At 71.9% G+C, this 16,676-nt stretch carries 12 protein-coding genes and 1 riboswitch; of the genes, 5 read left to right on the top strand and 7 right to left on the bottom strand.

All coding sequences use genetic code 11. The features are described from left to right. The first annotated feature begins 1 nt into the window (after position 1). On the top strand, positions 2-1,198 hold the full coding sequence (locus tag CUT83_RS28120; protein ID WP_101258628.1) for a dipeptidase: 1,197 nt from the start codon (positions 2-4) through the stop codon (positions 1,196-1,198). Between the two features lie 284 nt (positions 1,199-1,482). Then, positions 1,483-1,700: riboswitch (cyclic di-AMP (ydaO/yuaA leader) on the top strand. Between the two features lie 31 nt (positions 1,701-1,731). Next, complete coding sequence (locus tag CUT83_RS28115) at positions 1,732-3,015, top strand: transglycosylase family protein (RefSeq protein WP_338154119.1); 1,284 nt, start codon at positions 1,732-1,734, stop codon at positions 3,013-3,015. A 204-nt stretch (positions 3,016-3,219) separates the two neighbouring features. Here the strand turns inward: CUT83_RS28115 and CUT83_RS28110 are convergent, their stop codons facing one another. Then, complete coding sequence (locus CUT83_RS28110) at positions 3,220-3,600, bottom strand: VOC family protein (RefSeq protein ID WP_101258626.1); 381 nt, start codon at positions 3,598-3,600, stop codon at positions 3,220-3,222. A 143-nt stretch (positions 3,601-3,743) separates the two neighbouring features. Continuing rightward, complete coding sequence (locus CUT83_RS28105; RefSeq protein ID WP_101258625.1) at positions 3,744-5,084, bottom strand: UDP-glucose dehydrogenase family protein; 1,341 nt, start codon at positions 5,082-5,084, stop codon at positions 3,744-3,746. A gap of 240 nt (positions 5,085-5,324) precedes the next feature. Between CUT83_RS28105 and CUT83_RS28100 the strand changes: the two genes are divergently transcribed. After that, positions 5,325-6,503, top strand: a complete 1,179-nt coding sequence (locus CUT83_RS28100) for an acyl-CoA dehydrogenase (protein ID WP_101258624.1) — start codon at positions 5,325-5,327, stop codon at positions 6,501-6,503. A gap of 115 nt (positions 6,504-6,618) precedes the next feature. Here the strand turns inward: CUT83_RS28100 and CUT83_RS28095 are convergent, their stop codons facing one another. Beyond that, the gene (locus CUT83_RS28095; protein WP_420882505.1) at positions 6,619-7,818 is read right to left on the bottom strand and encodes an LCP family protein; all 1,200 of its coding nucleotides are present in this window, start codon (positions 7,816-7,818) and stop codon (positions 6,619-6,621) included. 166 nt (positions 7,819-7,984) lie between these two features. On the opposite strand from CUT83_RS28095, the gene CUT83_RS28090 reads away from it, so the two are divergent. Next, positions 7,985-8,536, top strand: a complete 552-nt coding sequence (locus CUT83_RS28090) for an acyl-CoA thioesterase (RefSeq protein WP_101258622.1) — start codon at positions 7,985-7,987, stop codon at positions 8,534-8,536. A gap of 24 nt (positions 8,537-8,560) precedes the next feature. Here CUT83_RS28090 and CUT83_RS28085 read toward each other — a convergent pair whose 3' ends face one another. Then, a complete protein-coding gene (locus CUT83_RS28085; protein ID WP_101258621.1) occupies positions 8,561-10,234 on the bottom strand; it encodes an LCP family protein in 1,674 nt (557 codons plus the stop codon). Positions 10,235-10,381: 147 nt separating this feature from the next. Between CUT83_RS28085 and CUT83_RS28080 the strand changes: the two genes are divergently transcribed. Next, complete coding sequence (locus tag CUT83_RS28080) at positions 10,382-11,425, top strand: glycosyltransferase family 2 protein (RefSeq protein WP_439145014.1); 1,044 nt, start codon at positions 10,382-10,384, stop codon at positions 11,423-11,425. 118 nt (positions 11,426-11,543) lie between these two features. Here CUT83_RS28080 and CUT83_RS28075 read toward each other — a convergent pair whose 3' ends face one another. The 3 genes from CUT83_RS28075 to CUT83_RS28065 all read right to left on the bottom strand — a co-directional run bounded on the left by CUT83_RS28075 (position 11,544) and on the right by CUT83_RS28065 (position 16,627). After that, the gene (locus CUT83_RS28075; protein ID WP_101258620.1) at positions 11,544-13,184 is read right to left on the bottom strand and encodes an LCP family protein; all 1,641 of its coding nucleotides are present in this window, start codon (positions 13,182-13,184) and stop codon (positions 11,544-11,546) included. 128 nt (positions 13,185-13,312) lie between these two features. After that, positions 13,313-15,133: an LCP family protein gene (locus tag CUT83_RS28070; RefSeq protein WP_101258619.1), complete on the bottom strand. Its 1,821-nt coding sequence runs from the start codon at positions 15,131-15,133 to the stop codon at positions 13,313-13,315. Between the two features lie 252 nt (positions 15,134-15,385). Next, positions 15,386-16,627, bottom strand: coding sequence for an LCP family glycopolymer transferase (locus CUT83_RS28065; RefSeq protein ID WP_101258618.1), 1,242 nt, complete (start codon positions 16,625-16,627; stop codon positions 15,386-15,388). Positions 16,628-16,676 lie beyond the last annotated feature (49 nt).

The following is a 16,676-nucleotide window of genomic DNA, read 5'->3' as shown; positions in this document are numbered from 1 at the left end:
GATGGGTCACTCCGCCGAGCTGCTGGCCCGGGCCGGGGCGCTGCTGGAGGCCCACCCCGTCGCCGACGGCCACAACGACCTGCCGTGGGCGCTGCGCGAGCAGGTGGCCTACGACCTCGACCGGCGCGACATCGCCGGCGACCAGTCGGCCCATCTGCACACCGACATCCCGCGGCTGCGCGCGGGCGGGGTGGGCGCGCAGTTCTGGTCGGTCTACGTGCGCACCGACCTGACGGGCGACGCCGCCGTCAGCGCCTGCCTGGAGCAGATCGACGTGGTGCGGCGGCTGGCCGACCGCCACCCGGCCGACCTCAGGCTCGCCTTCACCGCCGACGACATGGAGGCGGCCCGCGCCGAGGGCCGCATCGCCTCCCTGATGGGCGCCGAGGGCGGTCACTCCATCAACAACTCCCTGGCCACACTGCGAGCCCTGTACCGGCTGGGTGTGCGCTACATGACACTCACCCACAACGACACCATCGACTGGGCGGACTCGGCCACCGACGCCCCGCGTCACGACGGCCTGACCCGCTTCGGCGAGGAGGTCGTGAAGGAGATGAACCGGCTGGGCATGCTGGTGGACCTCTCCCATGTGGCGCCCGCCACCATGCGCGACGCCCTGCGCGTGACGACGGCGCCGGTGGTCTTCTCGCACTCCTCGGCCCGCGCGGTGTGCGACCACCCGCGCAACATCCCCGACGACGTGCTGGAGCGGCTTCCGGTCAACGGCGGTGTGGCGATGGCCACATTCGTGCCGAAGTTCGTGCTGCCCGCCGCCGTCGCCTGGACCGAGGCCGCCGACGAGAACATGCGCGCCCACGGCCTCCACCCCCTGGACGGCACGGAGAGGGGCCTGGCGGTCCAGCGCGCCTACGAGGAGGCCAATCCGCGCCCGGTCGCCACGGCGGCGACGGTCGCCGACCACCTGGACCACATGCGCGAGGTCGCGGGCATCGACCACATCGGCATCGGCGGCGACTTCGACGGCACGGCCTTCACCCCGTCCGATCTGAGCGATGTGTCCGGATATCCGCACCTGGTGGCCGAGTTGCTGGACCGCCGCTGGTCCGAGGCCGACCTCGCCAAGCTCACCTGGGGGAACGCGGTGCGCGTGCTGCGCGACGCGGAGACGGTCGCCCGCCACGAGCGGACCAGGCGCGGCCCGTCCATCGCCACCATCGGACAGCTCGACGGGTAGTCCCTCGACCTCCTCGTGATTCAACTCACGAGCCGGCCCTCCCCGGTACGTCGCTCTGCGTACCGGGGAGGGCCTTTCTGTGTCATAGCTCCTGGCAGTGGCGGGAGGTGACACGACGTCAGGGCGGGGATCCGCCACTCTTCGAGAGGTGAACACAGCGGACAGTGATGATCGGACGATCATCAAAGCCTTCGAAACGGGCGTCCTGTGACCCATCGGCTTGTATCGGCGGAAACGATATGTCTACCGTTCTGGCCGTGCCGTACGAATGTGCGGCGGCCCGCTGTCGAACGCCGAATCCTGTCAACGGCGGCGGGCTGGACCATCCACACCACCCGATGGCAGGAGCGGGGGACCCAAGGTAAGTCGCCGTCCCGGGCCCAGGGCCCGTACGGGACGGCTTGGGGTGAAGCCATGTCGCGGCACACGCCGCGGCGCACATGGCCGGGCAACTCCAGCCCGAACCCGACAGCTCACCTCGCAGGCGTAGGAGAAGGAGCACACCTATGTCCGCACGCGGACGTCACCGTCGTATGCGCAACAGCCGTCTCACCCGCCTGTCGCTGGCCATCTCCGTGGGCGGCGCCGGTATGGCCCTTCCCCTGGTGACCGCCGGCGGGGCCAACGCCGCCTCCGTCGACACCTGGGACAAGGTCGCCCAGTGCGAGAGCACGGGCAACTGGTCCATCAACACCGGCAACGGCTTCTACGGCGGCCTGCAGTTCACGCAGAGCACCTGGGCCGCCTTCGGAGGCACCCAGTACGCGCCGCGTGCCGACCTCGCCACCAAGGACCAGCAGATCGCCGTCGCCGAGAAGGTGCTGGCGGGACAGGGCCCGGGCGCCTGGCCCGTGTGCTCGGTCAAGGCCGGCCTGACCAAGGGCGGCCCCGCCCCGGCCGTCTCCCCCGACGGGGGGAGCAACCCGACCGAGCAGAAGGAGCAGGCCCCGGCCGCCGCTCCGAAGGCGGAGTCCAAGCCCGAGAGCAAGCCCGAGCCGAAGCGGGAGAAGAGCGAGCCCGAGGCCGCGCCGCAGCGCGCGGACCGCGGTGAGCGCGCCCACGGCCACAGCCACGACCACGGCGCCGGCAAGGGCACCTCCTACGAGGTCGTCGGCGGCGACACCCTCTTCAAGATCGCCGACGCCCAGGGTGTCCAGGGCGGCTGGGAGCGCATCTACGAGGACAACCGCCAGGTCATCGGCGACAACCCGAACATGATCTTCCCGGGCCAGGAGCTCACCCTGGGCGGTGCCGCCGCCCAGCAGAAGGCCGCGGCCAAGCCCGAGGCCAAGCCGGCTCCCAAGGCCGAGAAGGCCGCTCCGGCCCCGAAGGCCGAGAAGGCCAAGCCGGCCGAGAAGACCGAGCCCGTGCGGCAGTCGGCCGAGCGTGCCGACCGCAGCGACCGCGGTGCGGTCACCGGCTACACCGCCCCGGTGAACGCCGCCCCGTCCGGCTCCTACAAGGCCTCGGGCGCCCGCTGGTCCAACGGCCACACCGGTGAGGACTTCGCCGCCGCCTCCGGCACCCCGGTGAAGGCCGTCACCAACGGCACCGTGGTCTCCGCCGGCTGGGGCGGTGCCTACGGCAACCAGATCGTCATCCGCCACGAGGACGGCCGGTACAGCCAGTACGGCCACCTGTCCTCGCTGTCGGTCAGCGCCGGCCAGTCGGTCAGCGCCGGCCAGCAGATCGGCGCCGTCGGCTCCACCGGCAACAGCACCGGCCCGCACCTGCACTTCGAGATCCGTACCGCCCCCGGCTACGGCTCGGACATCAACCCGCTGGCCTACCTGCGGGCCAACGGCGTCAGCATCTGAGGGTCCCGACCCTCACCGACCCGGCCGCCCGGGTCCGGCCTCCGGGCCGGACACGGGCCCGGAGCCGGTCATGAGGCGGGCGGGGCAGGGGAGTTCACTCCCCTGCCCCGCCCGCCTCTTTTCGGTTCCTTCTCCGCCGCGCGTCCCGCTCACCGGTGTGCCCTGCCCCGCCCCTCGCACCTCAGCGCCCCGCGGGCGGCCGGGTCAATCGACGCAGAGGCAGAAGGGGTGCCCGGCCGGGTCGCGGTAGACGCGGAAGTCGCGCTCGCCCCCGTCACCCCGGAGGAGTTCGGCCCCCAGCTCCAGAGCCTCCCGCTCGGCCGCGTCCAACTCCTCGCGGGGCACGTAGAAGTCGAGGTGGAACTGCTGCGACCGCTCGGCGCTCGGCCACTGCGGCGGCACGTACCCGCGCGCCTCCTGGAAGGCGAACGTCCGGCCCTTCAGGGAGCCCGAGTCGAACGTCACCTCCACCCACCGGCCCTCGCCCTCGGTCCTCCCGCCCAGCAGCCGTGCGTAGAAGTCGGCGAGCTTCCCCGGCTCGGGGCAGTCCAGTACGACGACGTCCCGCAGTGCGGTGATGGCCATGGTGCTCTTCCCTCCTGTGTCGCGGATCACTGCTTCTGCTACCCGGCCCGTCACCTGTCGACGACTCCGGCCGGGAGCGCGCACCGCAGTGGCCGACGGCACCCGGCCCCGCCCGCCCGGGACCGGCGAAGCGGGGGCGGGACCTACGCCGCCGGCCGGCCCAGCGCGCGGAAGGACCAGCCGGCCTTGCGCCACAGGGCCGGGTCGAGGGTGTTGCGGCCGTCCAGGATGCGCTTGTGCGCCACGGCCTGGCCCAGCGCCTCCGGGTCGAGCTCCCGGAACTCGCGCCACTCCGTCAGGTGCAGGACCACGTCCGCCCCGCGGACCGCGTCCGGCGCGCTGCCCGCGTAGCCGAGGGTGGGGAAGACCCGCCGGGCGTTCTCCATGCCCTTGGGGTCGTAGACCGTCACCTGCCCGCCCTGCAGATGGATCTGGCCGGCGACGTTCAGCGCCGGGGAGTCCCGTACGTCGTCGGAGTCCGGCTTGAAGGTCGCCCCCAGCACCGCCACGCGCTGCCCCAGGAAGGTGCCGCCCACCGTCTCGCGGGCCAGCTCCACCATGTGGGAGCGGCGGCGCATGTTGATCGAGTCCACCTCGCGCAGGAACGTCAGCGCCTGGTCGGCGCCCAGCTCGCCCGCCCGCGCCATGAACGCGCGGATGTCCTTGGGCAGGCAGCCGCCGCCGAAGCCGATCCCGGCGCGCAGGAACTTCCGCCCGATCCGGTCGTCGTACCCGATGGCCTCCGCCAGCTTCACCACGTCGCCGCCGGCCGCCTCGCAGACCTCGGCCATGGCGTTGATGAACGAGATCTTGGTGGCCAGGAAGGAGTTCGCGGCGGTCTTCACCAGCTCCGCCGTCGGGAAGTCGGCGACGACGAACGGCGAGCCCTCGGCCACCGGCTTGGCGTACACCTCGCGCAGCAGCTCCTCCGCGCGTGCCGAGCGCACCCCCACCACGATGCGGTCCGGGCGCAGGGTGTCCTCGACGGCGAACCCCTCGCGCAGGAACTCCGGGTTCCAGGCCAGCTCCGCCGCCCCGCCCGCCGGGGCCAGCTCCGCCAGCCGCCTCGCCAGCCGGTCCGCGCTGCCCACCGGCACCGTGGACTTGCCCACCACCAGGGCGGGCCGCGTCAGGTGCGGGGCCAGGGAGTCCACCGCGCTGTCCACATGGGACATGTCGCAGGCGTACTCGCCCTGCTTCTGGGGGGTGTTCACACAGACGAAGTGGACGTCCCCGAACGCGCCCACCTCCTCCCAGGAGGTGGTGAAGCGCAGCCGCCCGGTCGAGCCCTCCACCCCGGAGACATGGCGGCGCAGCAGCTCCTCCAGCCCGGGCTCGTACATCGGGGCCCGCCCCTCGGCCAGGGCCTCGATCTTCTCCGGCACCACGTCCAGGCCCAGCACCTCGAAGCCCAGCTCGGCCATGGCCGCGGCGTGCGTCGCGCCGAGGTAGCCGGTGCCGATCACGGTGATTCTGAGGGCCATGGACTGCTCCTGGGATACGGGCGAGATGCTGCCCGCGAGCATATCCGGCCACCGCCGGGGCGGGCGGGGCAGTCCCCGGGCGGTGCGGAGCGGTGCGGGGGACGGTCGTGCGCGACGGTGTGCGGGGGCCGGTGCGCGGGGCCGGTGTCGGCAAACTCATGTATCCGCGGCGACGGCGGACCACTAGAATTGTGTTACTTAACGGTAGTTAGCAGCAGTGCGATCAGGGAGTGAGACACCGTGGCGGGATCGACCGACTTCGACCTCTACCGTCCGTCGGAGGAGCACGACATGCTCCGTGAATCGGTGCGCTCGCTCGCCGAGGCGAAGATCGCGCCCTTCGCGGCCGAGGTGGACGAGCAGGGCCGCTTCCCGCAGGAGGCCCTGGACGCGCTGGTCGGCAACGACCTGCACGCCGTCCACGTACCCGAGTCCTACGGCGGCGCGGGCGCCGACGCGCTCGCGACCGTCATCGTGATCGAGGAGGTCGCCCGCGTCTGCGCCTCGTCCTCCCTGATCCCGGCCGTCAACAAGCTCGGCTCCCTCCCGGTGATCCTGTCCGGCTCCGAGGAGATCAAGAGCAAGTACCTCGCCCCGCTGGCCAAGGGCGACGCGATGTTCTCCTACTGCCTCTCCGAGCCGGAGGCCGGCTCGGACGCCGCGGGCATGAAGACCCGCGCCGTGCGCGACGGGGACTTCTGGGTTCTCAACGGCGTCAAGCGCTGGATCACCAACGCCGGCGTCAGCGAGTACTACACCGTGATGGCCGTCACCGACCCGGAGAAGCGCTCCAAGGGCATCTCGGCCTTCGTGGTGGAGAAGGGCGACGAGGGAGTCTCCTTCGGCGCCCCGGAGAAGAAGCTCGGCATCAAGGGCTCCCCGACCCGCGAGGTCTACTTCGACAACGTCCGCATTCCCGCCGACCGCATGATCGGCGAGGAGGGCACCGGCTTCGCCACCGCGATGAAGACCCTGGACCACACCCGCATCACCATCGCGGCCCAGGCCCTCGGCATCGCCCAGGGCGCACTGGACTACGCCAAGGGCTACGTCGCCGAGCGCAAGCAGTTCGGCAAGCCGATCGGCGACTTCCAGGGCGTGCAGTTCATGCTCGCCGACATGGCGATGAAGCTGGAGGCCGCCCGCCAGCTCACCTACGCCGCCGCCGCCCGCTCCGAGCGCGTCAGCCTCGGCGCCGACGGCAGGGCCGAGGACCTGACCTTCTACGGTGCCGCCGCCAAGTGCTACGCCTCCGACGCCGCCATGGAGATCACCACGGACGCCGTCCAGCTGCTGGGCGGCTACGGCTACACCCGCGACTACCCGGTCGAGCGCATGATGCGCGACGCCAAGATCACGCAGATCTACGAGGGCACGAACCAGGTGCAGCGGATCGTGATGGCCCGCAACCTGCCGTAAGGCGCCTTGCCCGGGCGGCGCGCCCGGGAGAACGCGTGTGGGCTCCCGGACCGGACGGTCCGGGAGCCCACACGTTCACATGGCCATGGTGTCGGTGTTCCCCGCGCGGGCGGGTTCAGTCGGCGCGGACGGTGACCTTCTCGCCGTTGTTCAGCTGCCCGACGAGCTGCTTGACCCTGGTCATGTCCCACTTGAGCGAGCCCTGCGGCGCGGAGCCCGCTATCGGCATGTTCATCGAGGTGCCCTCGCCGCCCGAGACGCCCTTCATGGCCCAGAACATCGAGGCGAGGTCGAACAGGCCCATGTCCTCGTCCACGATCAGGGTGTCCAGGCCGGCGCCCAGCGTCGGGTAGAGCCTGAAGGGGTTGATGACCGTCGAGGGGGTGGCCGCCTGGTTCGCCAGGGCGGAGAGGAACTTCTGCTGGTTCTTGGTGCGCTCCAGGTCGCTGCCGGCCTCGTAGCGGTTGCGGACGAAGGCCAGGGCCTGGGCCCCGTCGAGGGTCTGGCGGCCCTTCTTGAAGTCGGCGCCGGAGTTCTTGTCCTTGATGTCGCGGGGGATGTCCATCTCCACGCCGCCGAGGGCGTCCACGATGGAGGCGAAGCCGCCGAAGCCGATCTCCGCGTAGTGGTCTATGCGCAGGCCGGTGTTGTACTCGACGGTGCGGACCAGCAGGGTGGCGCCGTCCATGGCGTAGGCGGCGTTGAGCTTGCGCGCGCCGGGGGAGGGGAAGGTCTTGCCGCTCTCGGAGCCCTTGAACTCGGGGATGGTGACCCAGGAGTCGCGCGGCAGGGAGACCATCGTGTTCCCCTCGGGACCCACATGCAGGATGATCATGGAGTCGGTGCGCTTGCCCTCCGCCGAACCGGTGCGCAGCTCCTTGCGCTCCTCGTCCGACAGCCCTTCGCGGCTGTCGGAGCCGACTATGAGGTAGGTGGTGCCCTCGCCCTTCTCGGGCCGGTCCACGACCGTGCTCAGGTCGACCTCCCGGCGCAGCTTGGAGTCTGCCCAGAAGTACGTGCCGACCGACCACACCAGCAGCACGACGAGCAGTGTGACGAGCCCCGCCTTGACCCGGCGGCCCCAGTCCGGCGCGGGTCTCGCGTCGCCGTATCCGGGCCCGGCGGGTCCGGCCGGGCCGCCGCCCGCGTAACCGGAACCGGCGTAGACCTGGCCCGTGTTGTAGCCGGAGTCGTAGCTCGCCTGTCCGCCGTAACCGGAGCCGCCGCCGGGGTCGTTGCCGTATCCGGTCGTCGGTACGGCGCGGTTGGGAACCGGGCGCGGGCCGACGCCGCCGCTGTTGGGCCAGTCAGTCATGGGAGGCAGTGTGCCCTCCCGGACCGGGCGTGCCATAGACAGGGGAGCGGAACAGAAGCGCGGCTGTTGCAGAGCTGATGCATTGCGGGGCGGATCCGGCGGGGAGCGTACGGGATCACACCGGGCCGTGCCGTTCCGCCCGTGACGGGCGGCTTAGGGTGGAAGCATGACCACTCAGGCCCAGGCCACCCCGCACGAACTGCCGGGCAAGCCCACCGCGGCGTCCCGCACCACCCTGTCCCACATCATGACGGGGAACGACACCAACCTCCTCGGCACCGTCCACGGCGGTGTGATCATGAAGCTGGTCGACGACGCGGCGGGCGCGGTCGCCGGACGGCACTCAGGGGGGCCGGCGGTCACGGCGTCGATGGACGAGATGGTCTTCCTGGAGCCGGTCCGGGTGGGTGACCTGGTGCATGTGAAGGCCCAGGTGAACTGGACCGGCCGGTCCTCGATGGAGGTCGGCGTGCGGGTGCTGGCCGAGCGGTGGAACGAGTCCACGCCCGCCACCCAGGTCGCCTCCGCCTATCTGGTGTTCACCGCGGTCGACGAGAACGGCCGGCCGCGTCCCGTACCGCCGGTGGTTCCCGAGTCCGAGCGCGACAAGCGGCGTTGGCAGGAGGCGCAGATCCGGCGTACGCACCGGCTCGCCAGGCGCCGCGCCATCAAGGAGCTGCGCGACCGGCGGGCGGCCGAGGGCATGACCGAGGACTGAGGGCCGTACGGCCCGGCCCCGCGGTCACGGGCAGACGACCTCGTCGCCCGTGACCGCCTTTCCGTCCGCGCCCTCGTCCTCCGGGCGCGCGGACTCCCCTGCCTCCCCCGCCTTCTTGGCCTTCTCCGCCTCCCTGGCCTCCTTGGCCTCCTTGGCCTCCTTGGAGTCCGGCGCCGGAGACGCGGAGGACTCGGGAACGTGGCGCACCCGCAGCACCTCGCGGTGGTCGGAGCCCAGCACGACCTCCATCACCCGTCCCTGCCCCTCGACCTCCTCCAGCTCCGCGCCGGGCAGCGCGGTGGCCAGGGCACGCGCCGAGCGGTCCCACTCGGGGTCGTGGCGGATGACCGTGTGCCGTACGTCCTGCTTCTCCGCGCCGCGCGGAGTGCCGGTGGTGTCGAAGCCGATGGCGCGCAGCTCGCGGTCCACCCGCGCCCCGAGGGCGGCGATCGGTGTGCCGTTCTCGATCTGCACCCGGATCCTGCCCGGGTCCACCCGGACCGGGAGGGGGCCGGAGGGACGCGCCGCCGCGCCCGGTTCCTCGTCGAGGTTCTTGCCGTCGGGCCCCGTCCCGTGCCCCGTCCCGTGCCCCGTCCCGTGCCGCCCCGTCCCGTGCCGCCCCGTGCCGTCTCCCGTGCCCGCCGCGGCGCCGGGCGACAGCGGCCGGTCCCGGCGCAGCGCCGCGAACAGCTTCCCGGCCTTCTCCTCGTCCCAGGTCACGGTGGAGCCGATGCCGGGCACGCTGTGGTCGGGGTCCTCCAGGGGCACCGAGGCGAACTCCGAGGAGGCCGCGGTGAAGCCGCGCATCGCCCGCCCCAGGGTCAGCAGTTCGTGGGCGCCGAAGTCCCGGTCGGCGCGCACCGAGCCCAGGAGCGCCGAGGCGACCCGGCGCAGCCGGGCCGGGTCGGTCAGCACGCCGCTCCCGGTCGCCTCGTCGATCACGGAGGCCAGGAAGCGCTGCTGGCGCCTGATGCGGCCGAGGTCCCCCTCGGCGTCCACGTGCCGGGCGCGGACGTACTGCAGGGCCCGGCCGCCGTCGAGCCGGGTGGTGCCGGCGGGCAGGTCGAGGCCGCTGCGGCTGTCGGTCAGCGGCCGGGTGGTGCACACCGGGACGCCGCCCAGGGCGTCGACGGTCCGCATGAAGCTGGTGAAGTCGACCTCCAGGTAGTGGTCGACGCGCACCCCCGTCATCTTCTCGACGGTGCGGACGGTCAGGTGCGGGCCGCCGAGCGAGTAGGCGGCGTTGATCTTCCCGGTGCGGCCGGTGCGGAGCTCGCCGGTGGCGGGATCGGTGTGCGGGGGGAACTCGGTGTACGAGTCGCGGGGGATGCTCACCACGCTGGCCCGGTCGCGGTCGGCGGACAGGTGCACCAGCATGAGCGTGTCGGTGCAGTTGCAGGGCGTCCCGCCCAGGGAGTACCGCCGCCGCTCCTCCTCGGTGACGGTGTCGCGCCCGTCGGTGCCGACGACCAGGAAGTTGAGGCCGTCGCCGCTCTGGGGGCGGTGGCTGAGCCCGTGGAAGGGGTCCACCCGCTTCAGCCGGCCGTCCAGCCCGGAGACCAGCGCGTGGCCGATGCCGCCGGCCATCAGCACCATCACCGAGACGGCGGTGGCCGCCCGGAAGCCCCAGCGGGACGGACCCCGCCGCTTCGGCCGGGGACGGGCGTGGCGACCGCGCTGACGGGACCGTGCGGGCATCGGGGAAGCACCTCCGTGGCGGTGGGGGCCAGGAAGCGGCCAACATAGGCCCATACGATCTACCGACCGCCGGTCCCACGCCGCCCGCCGCCCGCGGCCACCCGGCTGCCGTGCGGGCGGGTCACCCGATCGCGGTACCGTGACCCGGTGAGCTCTCCTGTCGAACCCACCTCCCCGGCCGCGGCGCCGCCCGCGGTCTCCGTGATCATGCCGGTGCTCAACGAGGAGCGTCATCTGCGCAGCTCGGTGCGGCACATCCTGGAGCAGGACTACGCCGGTGAGCTGGAGGTCGTGATCGCGCTCGGCCCCTCCGGGGACCGCACCGACTCCATCGCCGCCGAGCTGGTCCGCGAGGACCCGCGGGTGCGCACCGTGCCCAACCCCACCGGCCGCACCCCCGCCGGTCTCAACGCGGCCATCGCGGCCTCCCGCCACCCGGTCGTGGTGCGGGTGGACGGGCACGGGATGCTCTCGCCGAACTACATCGCGACCGCCGTGCGGCTGCTGGAGGAGACCGGCGCGGCCAACGTCGGCGGCATCATGCACGCCGAGGGCGAGAACGACTGGGAGAAGGCCGTGGCCGCCGCCATGACCTCCAGGATCGGGGTGGGGAACGCTGCCTTCCACACCGGCGGCGGGGCGGGCGAGGCCGAGACGGTCTACCTGGGCGTCTTCCGCCGCGAGGTGCTGGAGCGGCAGGGCGGCTACAACGAGGAGTTCATCCGGGCGCAGGACTGGGAGCTGAACTTCCGCATCCGCCAGGACGGCGGGCTGATCTGGTTCTCGCCGGAACTGCTGGTCTCCTACCGCCCCCGGCCCAGCGTCCGCGCGCTGGCCAAGCAGTACCGCAACTACGGCCGCTGGCGGCACGTGGTGGCCCGCTACCACTCGGGCTCGATCAACCTGCGCTACCTGGCGCCGCCGGCGGCCGTGCTGGCCATCGGGGCGGGGGTGGTGGCGGGCGCGCTGGTCACGCCGTGGGCCCTGGCCGTCCCGGGCGGCTACCTGGCGGCCATCACCGCGGGATCGGTCCCGGCGGGGAAGGGGCTGCCGTTCGGGGCGCGGGTGCGCATCCCGCTGGCGCTGGCCACCATGCACATGTCCTGGGGCTGGGGCTTTCTGACGAGCCCTCGGAAGCTGGCGGAGAAGGTGAAGGCCGGCCGCCGGGAGCCGGTGACGGCCGGCGGCTGACCGGGGACCGCCGCACACGCCACGGGCCGCGCCCCCGTTCCCCGGGGGCGCGGCCCGTTCCCGTTCCTCCGTTCCCCCTCCCGCCTCGTCGGGGCGGGAGGGGGAACGGAGGAACGGATCACCAGGTGTGGGCGGGGTTGACGTTCATGCACTTCTTCTCGTCGCCGTTGAGCGCGTTCGCGCTCTCGGGGGCTCCGCGCTCGTCGTCCTCCTCGGGGGCGGGCTGCTCGGGGTAGGCGTTCCCCTCCCGCCAGTCGGCGCCGATCACCACGGTGACCTGTTCGACGCCGGCGGACTGGCGTACGGAACGCTCGGGCAGGCCCAGGGCCTTGGCCACGGCCAGGGCGTCACCGCGCAGGTCCTCGCTCGGGTACGACACGGTGGTGTCGGCCTGGGGGGCCTCCTCGGGGTCGGTCCCGGCCTGGGTGAAGCCGAGCCGCCGCAGCTCCTCGGTGATGACGCCCGCGCGGCCGTTGACGGGGCCGAGGGTGACGGTGCGGGTGCCGTTGCGGACCTGTACCGGGATCTCGTCGGCCGGAGCGGCGGGGTCGGAGGTCTTCTTCTCCTTCTTCGGCTTCTCGTCCTTGCCGTCGAGGGCGATGTCGTCCCGGATGAGGGAGAAGACCTTCTCGGCGTCGCCGGGCTTGGGCACCACATAGCTGCCGCCGTCGGAGTACTCCCACGGCATGGTGACCATGGTGATCCGCTCGGTGGGGACCTGCTTGAGTTCGTTGCCCAGGTCGTAGAGGTCCTTGACGCCCTCGATGCCGTCGTCGACGGTGAGTGCCTTGGTGGCGGCCTCGGCGAGCGACCTGAGCTTGCCCGGGTCGGTGAGCTTGGTGCCCGCCTTGAGCTGGCGCACCATCGAGTTCATGTACATGTGCTGGGCCCGCGCCCGGCCGATGTCCGTGCCGTCCCCGAAACCGTGCCGGGTGCGCAGCCACTGCAGGGCCTGCTCGCCGCGTACGGTGGTCTCGCCCTTCTCCAGGCGCAGACCGGACCTGCTGTCGTGGATGTTGGCGTCCACGCAGACCGGGACGCCGCCCACCGCGTCGGCCATGTCCACCACACCCGCGAAGTCGATCATCATGAAGTGGTCGATGGGGATGCCGGTCAGCTCCATCCAGGTGGCGACCGTGCAGCCCGGTCCGCCGTACTGGAGACTGGAGTTGATCTTTCCGGTGCTCTGCGGGTGGACCGACTCGTCCTCTGGGTCGGTGCACTCGGGGATGGTCACCTTGGTGTCCCGGGGGATGCTGAGCACCGAGAGGCTGTCGCGGTCGGCCGAGAGGTGCAGCAGCATCTGGACGTCGGCCAGCGGCTTGCGCCCCACGTCTCTCCGGGAGCCGCCGAGTTCGAGGTTCCGCTCGGAGTTACGGCTGTCGGAGCCCAGCAGCAGGATGTTGAGGGGGGTGCGGCCCTCCGCGTTCTGCCGGTGTTTGAGCTGGTTGTCGCCGAGGGTGAGGGGCTTCTTGGTGAGGTTGCCGTTGAGGTGCTCGTAGTAGAGGTAGCCGGCACCCGCCGTGCCGAGTATCAGCACGGCCAGGGAGAGCGCCGTCCAGCGCAGCACCCGTCTGCCGCGGCCTGCCCGCCGCCTCGGGCCACCGGCGCGGTGGCCCGGCCCGCCGGACGCGGGCGCCGTGTCCCCGGGGCCGCCGGCCCCGCCCTCCCCGCCCTCCCCGCCCTCCCCGCCTTCCCGGCTCTGCCCGGACCTCACGGATCCCTCCGGTTCCCCGGATGAGTCCGGCTCGTTGTACATACTGTCGTTCCAGCCGAAGTCCTCCGGCCGAGGGGCGCGTTCGTGCGCGCCTCTCCCCCCTGCGGTGCGCTGCCCCAACGGGCCTTCTCCCTACGACTCGGCCCGTGCGCGGAAGCGGCGCGCGGGATTCACTTGGCGCATATCTTCTTGTCGGCCTCTACCTTCCCGAGGTCCTCCGGAGCCTTCGCCGGGGCGGCGATGGGAACGCCGGCCTCCTTGAAGTCGGCGCCGAGCGTCAGGACCATCGGCTCCATCGGCCCGGCGTCCACGGAGCCGGGCTTCAGGGCCGAGGCGGGCAGACCCATGATGTCGGCGAGCTTGCGGGCCTGGTCGGCCTGGTTGGGCCCGTACTCCAGGGTCGTTCTGTCGAGCTGCTCGGGCGCGTTGCCGCCGTTGCTGGACTTCAGCACGCTCTGGGTGTTCTGCAGCCAGGTCAGCGTCGTCTGCGCGGCCCCGGCGATCTCCCCGCCGTTGAGGATCTCCACACGTACGTCGGAGGCCGCGGCCCGCTCGCCCTCGAGCAGCGCCTCCTGCTCCTTCTTCGCCTTGTCCTTGGCGGCCTTCTCCTTCTTCTCCACCTCGGTGAAGGACACGTCCTCCCGCAGCATCGCGAAGACCTGGGGGGCCTTGGACTGGTTGAGGACGACCGTGGACTTGACCTTCTCCGCTGGGTTGTCGACCACCGGGACCGTCAGGAAGGAGATGTTCTTGGTCTTGATGCCGCTGAGCTCCCTGCCCAGGGCGCTCAGCTTCTTGATGGTGCCTATGCCGGTGTCGACGGTGAGCGCCTTGGTGGCCGCGTTGGCCAGGTCCCACAGCTTGCCCGGGTCGGTGAGGGTGTCGTTCGACTTGAACTGGCGGATCATCGAACTCAGGAACTGCTGCTGGACTTTGATGCGGTCCAGGTCGCCCTTGTTCCCGAAGCTGCCGCGGGTGCGGACGAAGGCCAGGGCCTGCTCGCCCTCGACGACGCTCTCGCCGGCGGGGAGTTTGAGGTGGGACTTGGGGTCGTCGACCGGTTTCTCCAGGCAGACCGGAACGCCGCCGACCGCGGTGGTCAGGGTCTTGACGGCGTTGAAGTCCGCCATCATGAAGTGGTGGACGTCCAGCCCGGTCATCTCCTTGACGGTGCGCATGGTGCAGCCCGGGTCCCGGCCCGCCTGGCCGAGGCTGACGTTGAAACGGACGTTCTGCTCACCCGGGATGACCTCGGTGGTGCCGTCCTCCTGCTTGGTGGGGCAGTCGGGGATGTCGGTCTTCAGGTCCCGGGGGATGCTCATCACGGTGGCGTTGGTGCGGTCCGCCGAGACATGGAAGAGGAACGTGGTGTCGGCGTGGCCAGGGCTGTTCTTGTCTCCGTAGCCCTTGTTGCCCTCGCCGGTGCGCTTGTCGGTGCCGATCAGCAGGATGTTGAGCGGACCGTCACTGCCGAAGCCGCCCTCGGCGGCGTCACCGACGTCGACGGTGTTGATGTTGCTGTTGAAGTGCTCGTAGGCGAGGTAGGCACCGACCGCGGTGCCGGTGATCATGAAGGCCGTCACACCGCCCGTCCACAGCAGTGCCTTCTTCTTCGTGGACTTCTTCGGCCTGGCCTTGCGCCGGGCGGCCGCCCTGCCACCGGCTGCCTGGCGCGCGGCCGCCCGGCCGCCGGCCGCCTTGCGCGCCGCGGCCCGTCCGGCCGGCTTCTCGGCGTCCGCCGCGCCGTCCTTCGGCGTACCGCCGTCCTCCGGACGCCGTCTGCGCTGCCGGGGCACCTCGCCGTTCGGCGGGACCTGCCGACGGCCGGCGCGGGGCGACGGGCCGCCGGCCGGCGAGGACGGGCGGGAAGAGGGGGACGGTCGCGCAGCGGGGGCCGCCGGTCGCAGCTTGTAGTCGCCCGTCTCCGGGTCGAACACCCACTGGTCTGCGGGATCGATGTCACCCGCCCGCCCACGGCTTTGCGCGTCCACGGTTGCCTGAGTCCTCCGTCGTGCCACGCAGCGCCTTCCCTGCCAGGCATCAAGGCGCTCGGTCGGTCTCCGGTGGTGCGCAGCGTTCATGGGCGAGCGCACCGGATTGCTCACACTATCTGCCGCGGCCCGGTGTCAAGCACCCCCGCAGGCAGGTTACTTTCTTCCTCAAGCGGACATTTCATTCCAATCCCTTGGGCGGTTCCCTGTGCTGTTTCTCTCGCGTTCTCCCGCGTTCCGGAGCGCCCGCGCTCATCCGCACGGGCCCCCTGCCGTGTCGTCCGCGGACTCCCCGGCGGACGGCGAACCGGACGGTGAGCCGGTGGGCGAACCACTCGGCTCCGGTGCCTCGGCGCCGGCATCCGACGCGGGGACCCCGGCCCCGGCGGACGGCCCGGTCAGCGGCCCGGTGGAGGGGGATCCGGAAGGGCGCCGCCCTTCCTCCGGCACCGGCCGGTCCTCGCGCAGCGCCTCGAACAGCAGGTCCGCGTCAGGCTGCACCAGCTCGTCGCGGTTGGGGTCGTAGGTGTACGGCCGCCGGGGCGCGGTCATGAACCGCACCCGCTCCTCGGGCATGCCGCGGACGCCGCTGATCAGGTCGTACAGCTCGGAGAGGGAATCCAGCCCGGGGTCGGCCGTGAGCGACGACGTCGCCGCGTCCAGCACCCGGTAGAGCTCGGCCGGATCGGTCAGGAGCCCGTCCTCGCGCACCTGGCGCAGCATGGTGGCCAGGAACTCCTGCTGCCGCTCCATCCGCTGGGTGTCGCTGCCGTCGCCGATGCCCTTGCGGGCGCGTACGTAGCCGAGGGCCTGCTCGCCGTCGAGCCGCTGGGGCCCGGCGTCCAGAACGAGGTGCGCCTCGGGGTCGTTCACGGGCTCGGCCAGACACACCTCGACGCCGCCGACCGCGTCCACCAGCTTCTCGAAGCCGGTGAAGTCCACGATCAGATGGTGGTCCACGCGGATGCCGGTCAGGTTCTCGACGGTGCGGATCGTGCAGGCCGCCCCGCCCATCTCATAAGCCCAGTTGAACTGCGCGAACAGAGGCCCGGCGGCCGTGCCGTCGGGCCGGGAGCACTCGGGTATGTCCACCATCAGGTCACGCGGTATCGACACCCCGGTGGCGCTGGAGCGGTCGGCGGACAGGTGGAGCAGGATCGTGGTGTCGGAGCGCTGGGTGCCGCTGTCCCGCCCGTACCTGCCGTTGTCGCCACTGCGGTCGTCGGAGCCGATGAGCAGGATGTTCTTCGCCTCGTGCACGACCGCGGCGGGGCGCTCCCGCTCGAAGCGCCGCAACTGCTCGACGGCCTCCGTGTCAGTGCGGATGTTGCCGTCGAGTCTGTTGTAGAGGAACCAGGCCGCGCCGCCCGCCGCGAGTACGGCGAGCGACGCGCCCAGCGCGGCCCAGCGCAGCCACCGGCGGTGCGGCCGGGACGGCGGGTGGGGGAGGCCGGTCTGCTGCGCGTCCTCGGGTTCGGTCACGTATGTGTTCATCCCTCAGCGGTCGGCGGCGATTGCGCGCACAGCCGTGCGGTCGCCGGTC

It is taken from the genome of Streptomyces barkulensis, from assembly GCF_002843305.1.
Lineage (GTDB): Bacteria > Actinomycetota > Actinomycetes > Streptomycetales > Streptomycetaceae > Streptomyces > Streptomyces barkulensis.
The sequence above is the reverse complement of the archived record's forward strand: the minus strand, read 5'-3'. Positions and strand labels throughout refer to the sequence as shown.

What these genes read in the sequence shown, in the direction of transcription:
- CUT83_RS28120 (WP_101258628.1), top strand. Translation starts at nt 2, where the DNA reads ATGGGTCACTCCGCCGAGCTGCTGGCCCGGGCCGGGGCGCTGCTGGAG.
- CUT83_RS28115 (WP_338154119.1), top strand. Translation starts at nt 1,732, where the DNA reads ATGCGCAACAGCCGTCTCACCCGCCTGTCGCTGGCCATCTCCGTGGGC.
- CUT83_RS28110 (WP_101258626.1), bottom strand. Translation starts at nt 3,600, where the DNA reads ATGGCCATCACCGCACTGCGGGACGTCGTCGTACTGGACTGCCCCGAG.
- CUT83_RS28105 (WP_101258625.1), bottom strand. Translation starts at nt 5,084, where the DNA reads ATGGCCCTCAGAATCACCGTGATCGGCACCGGCTACCTCGGCGCGACG.
- CUT83_RS28095 (WP_420882505.1), bottom strand. Translation starts at nt 7,818, where the DNA reads ATGACTGACTGGCCCAACAGCGGCGGCGTCGGCCCGCGCCCGGTTCCC.
- CUT83_RS28090 (WP_101258622.1), top strand. Translation starts at nt 7,985, where the DNA reads ATGACCACTCAGGCCCAGGCCACCCCGCACGAACTGCCGGGCAAGCCC.
- CUT83_RS28085 (WP_101258621.1), bottom strand. Translation starts at nt 10,234, where the DNA reads ATGCCCGCACGGTCCCGTCAGCGCGGTCGCCACGCCCGTCCCCGGCCG.
- CUT83_RS28075 (WP_101258620.1), bottom strand. Translation starts at nt 13,184, where the DNA reads ATGTACAACGAGCCGGACTCATCCGGGGAACCGGAGGGATCCGTGAGG.
- CUT83_RS28065 (WP_101258618.1), bottom strand. Translation starts at nt 16,627, where the DNA reads ATGAACACATACGTGACCGAACCCGAGGACGCGCAGCAGACCGGCCTC.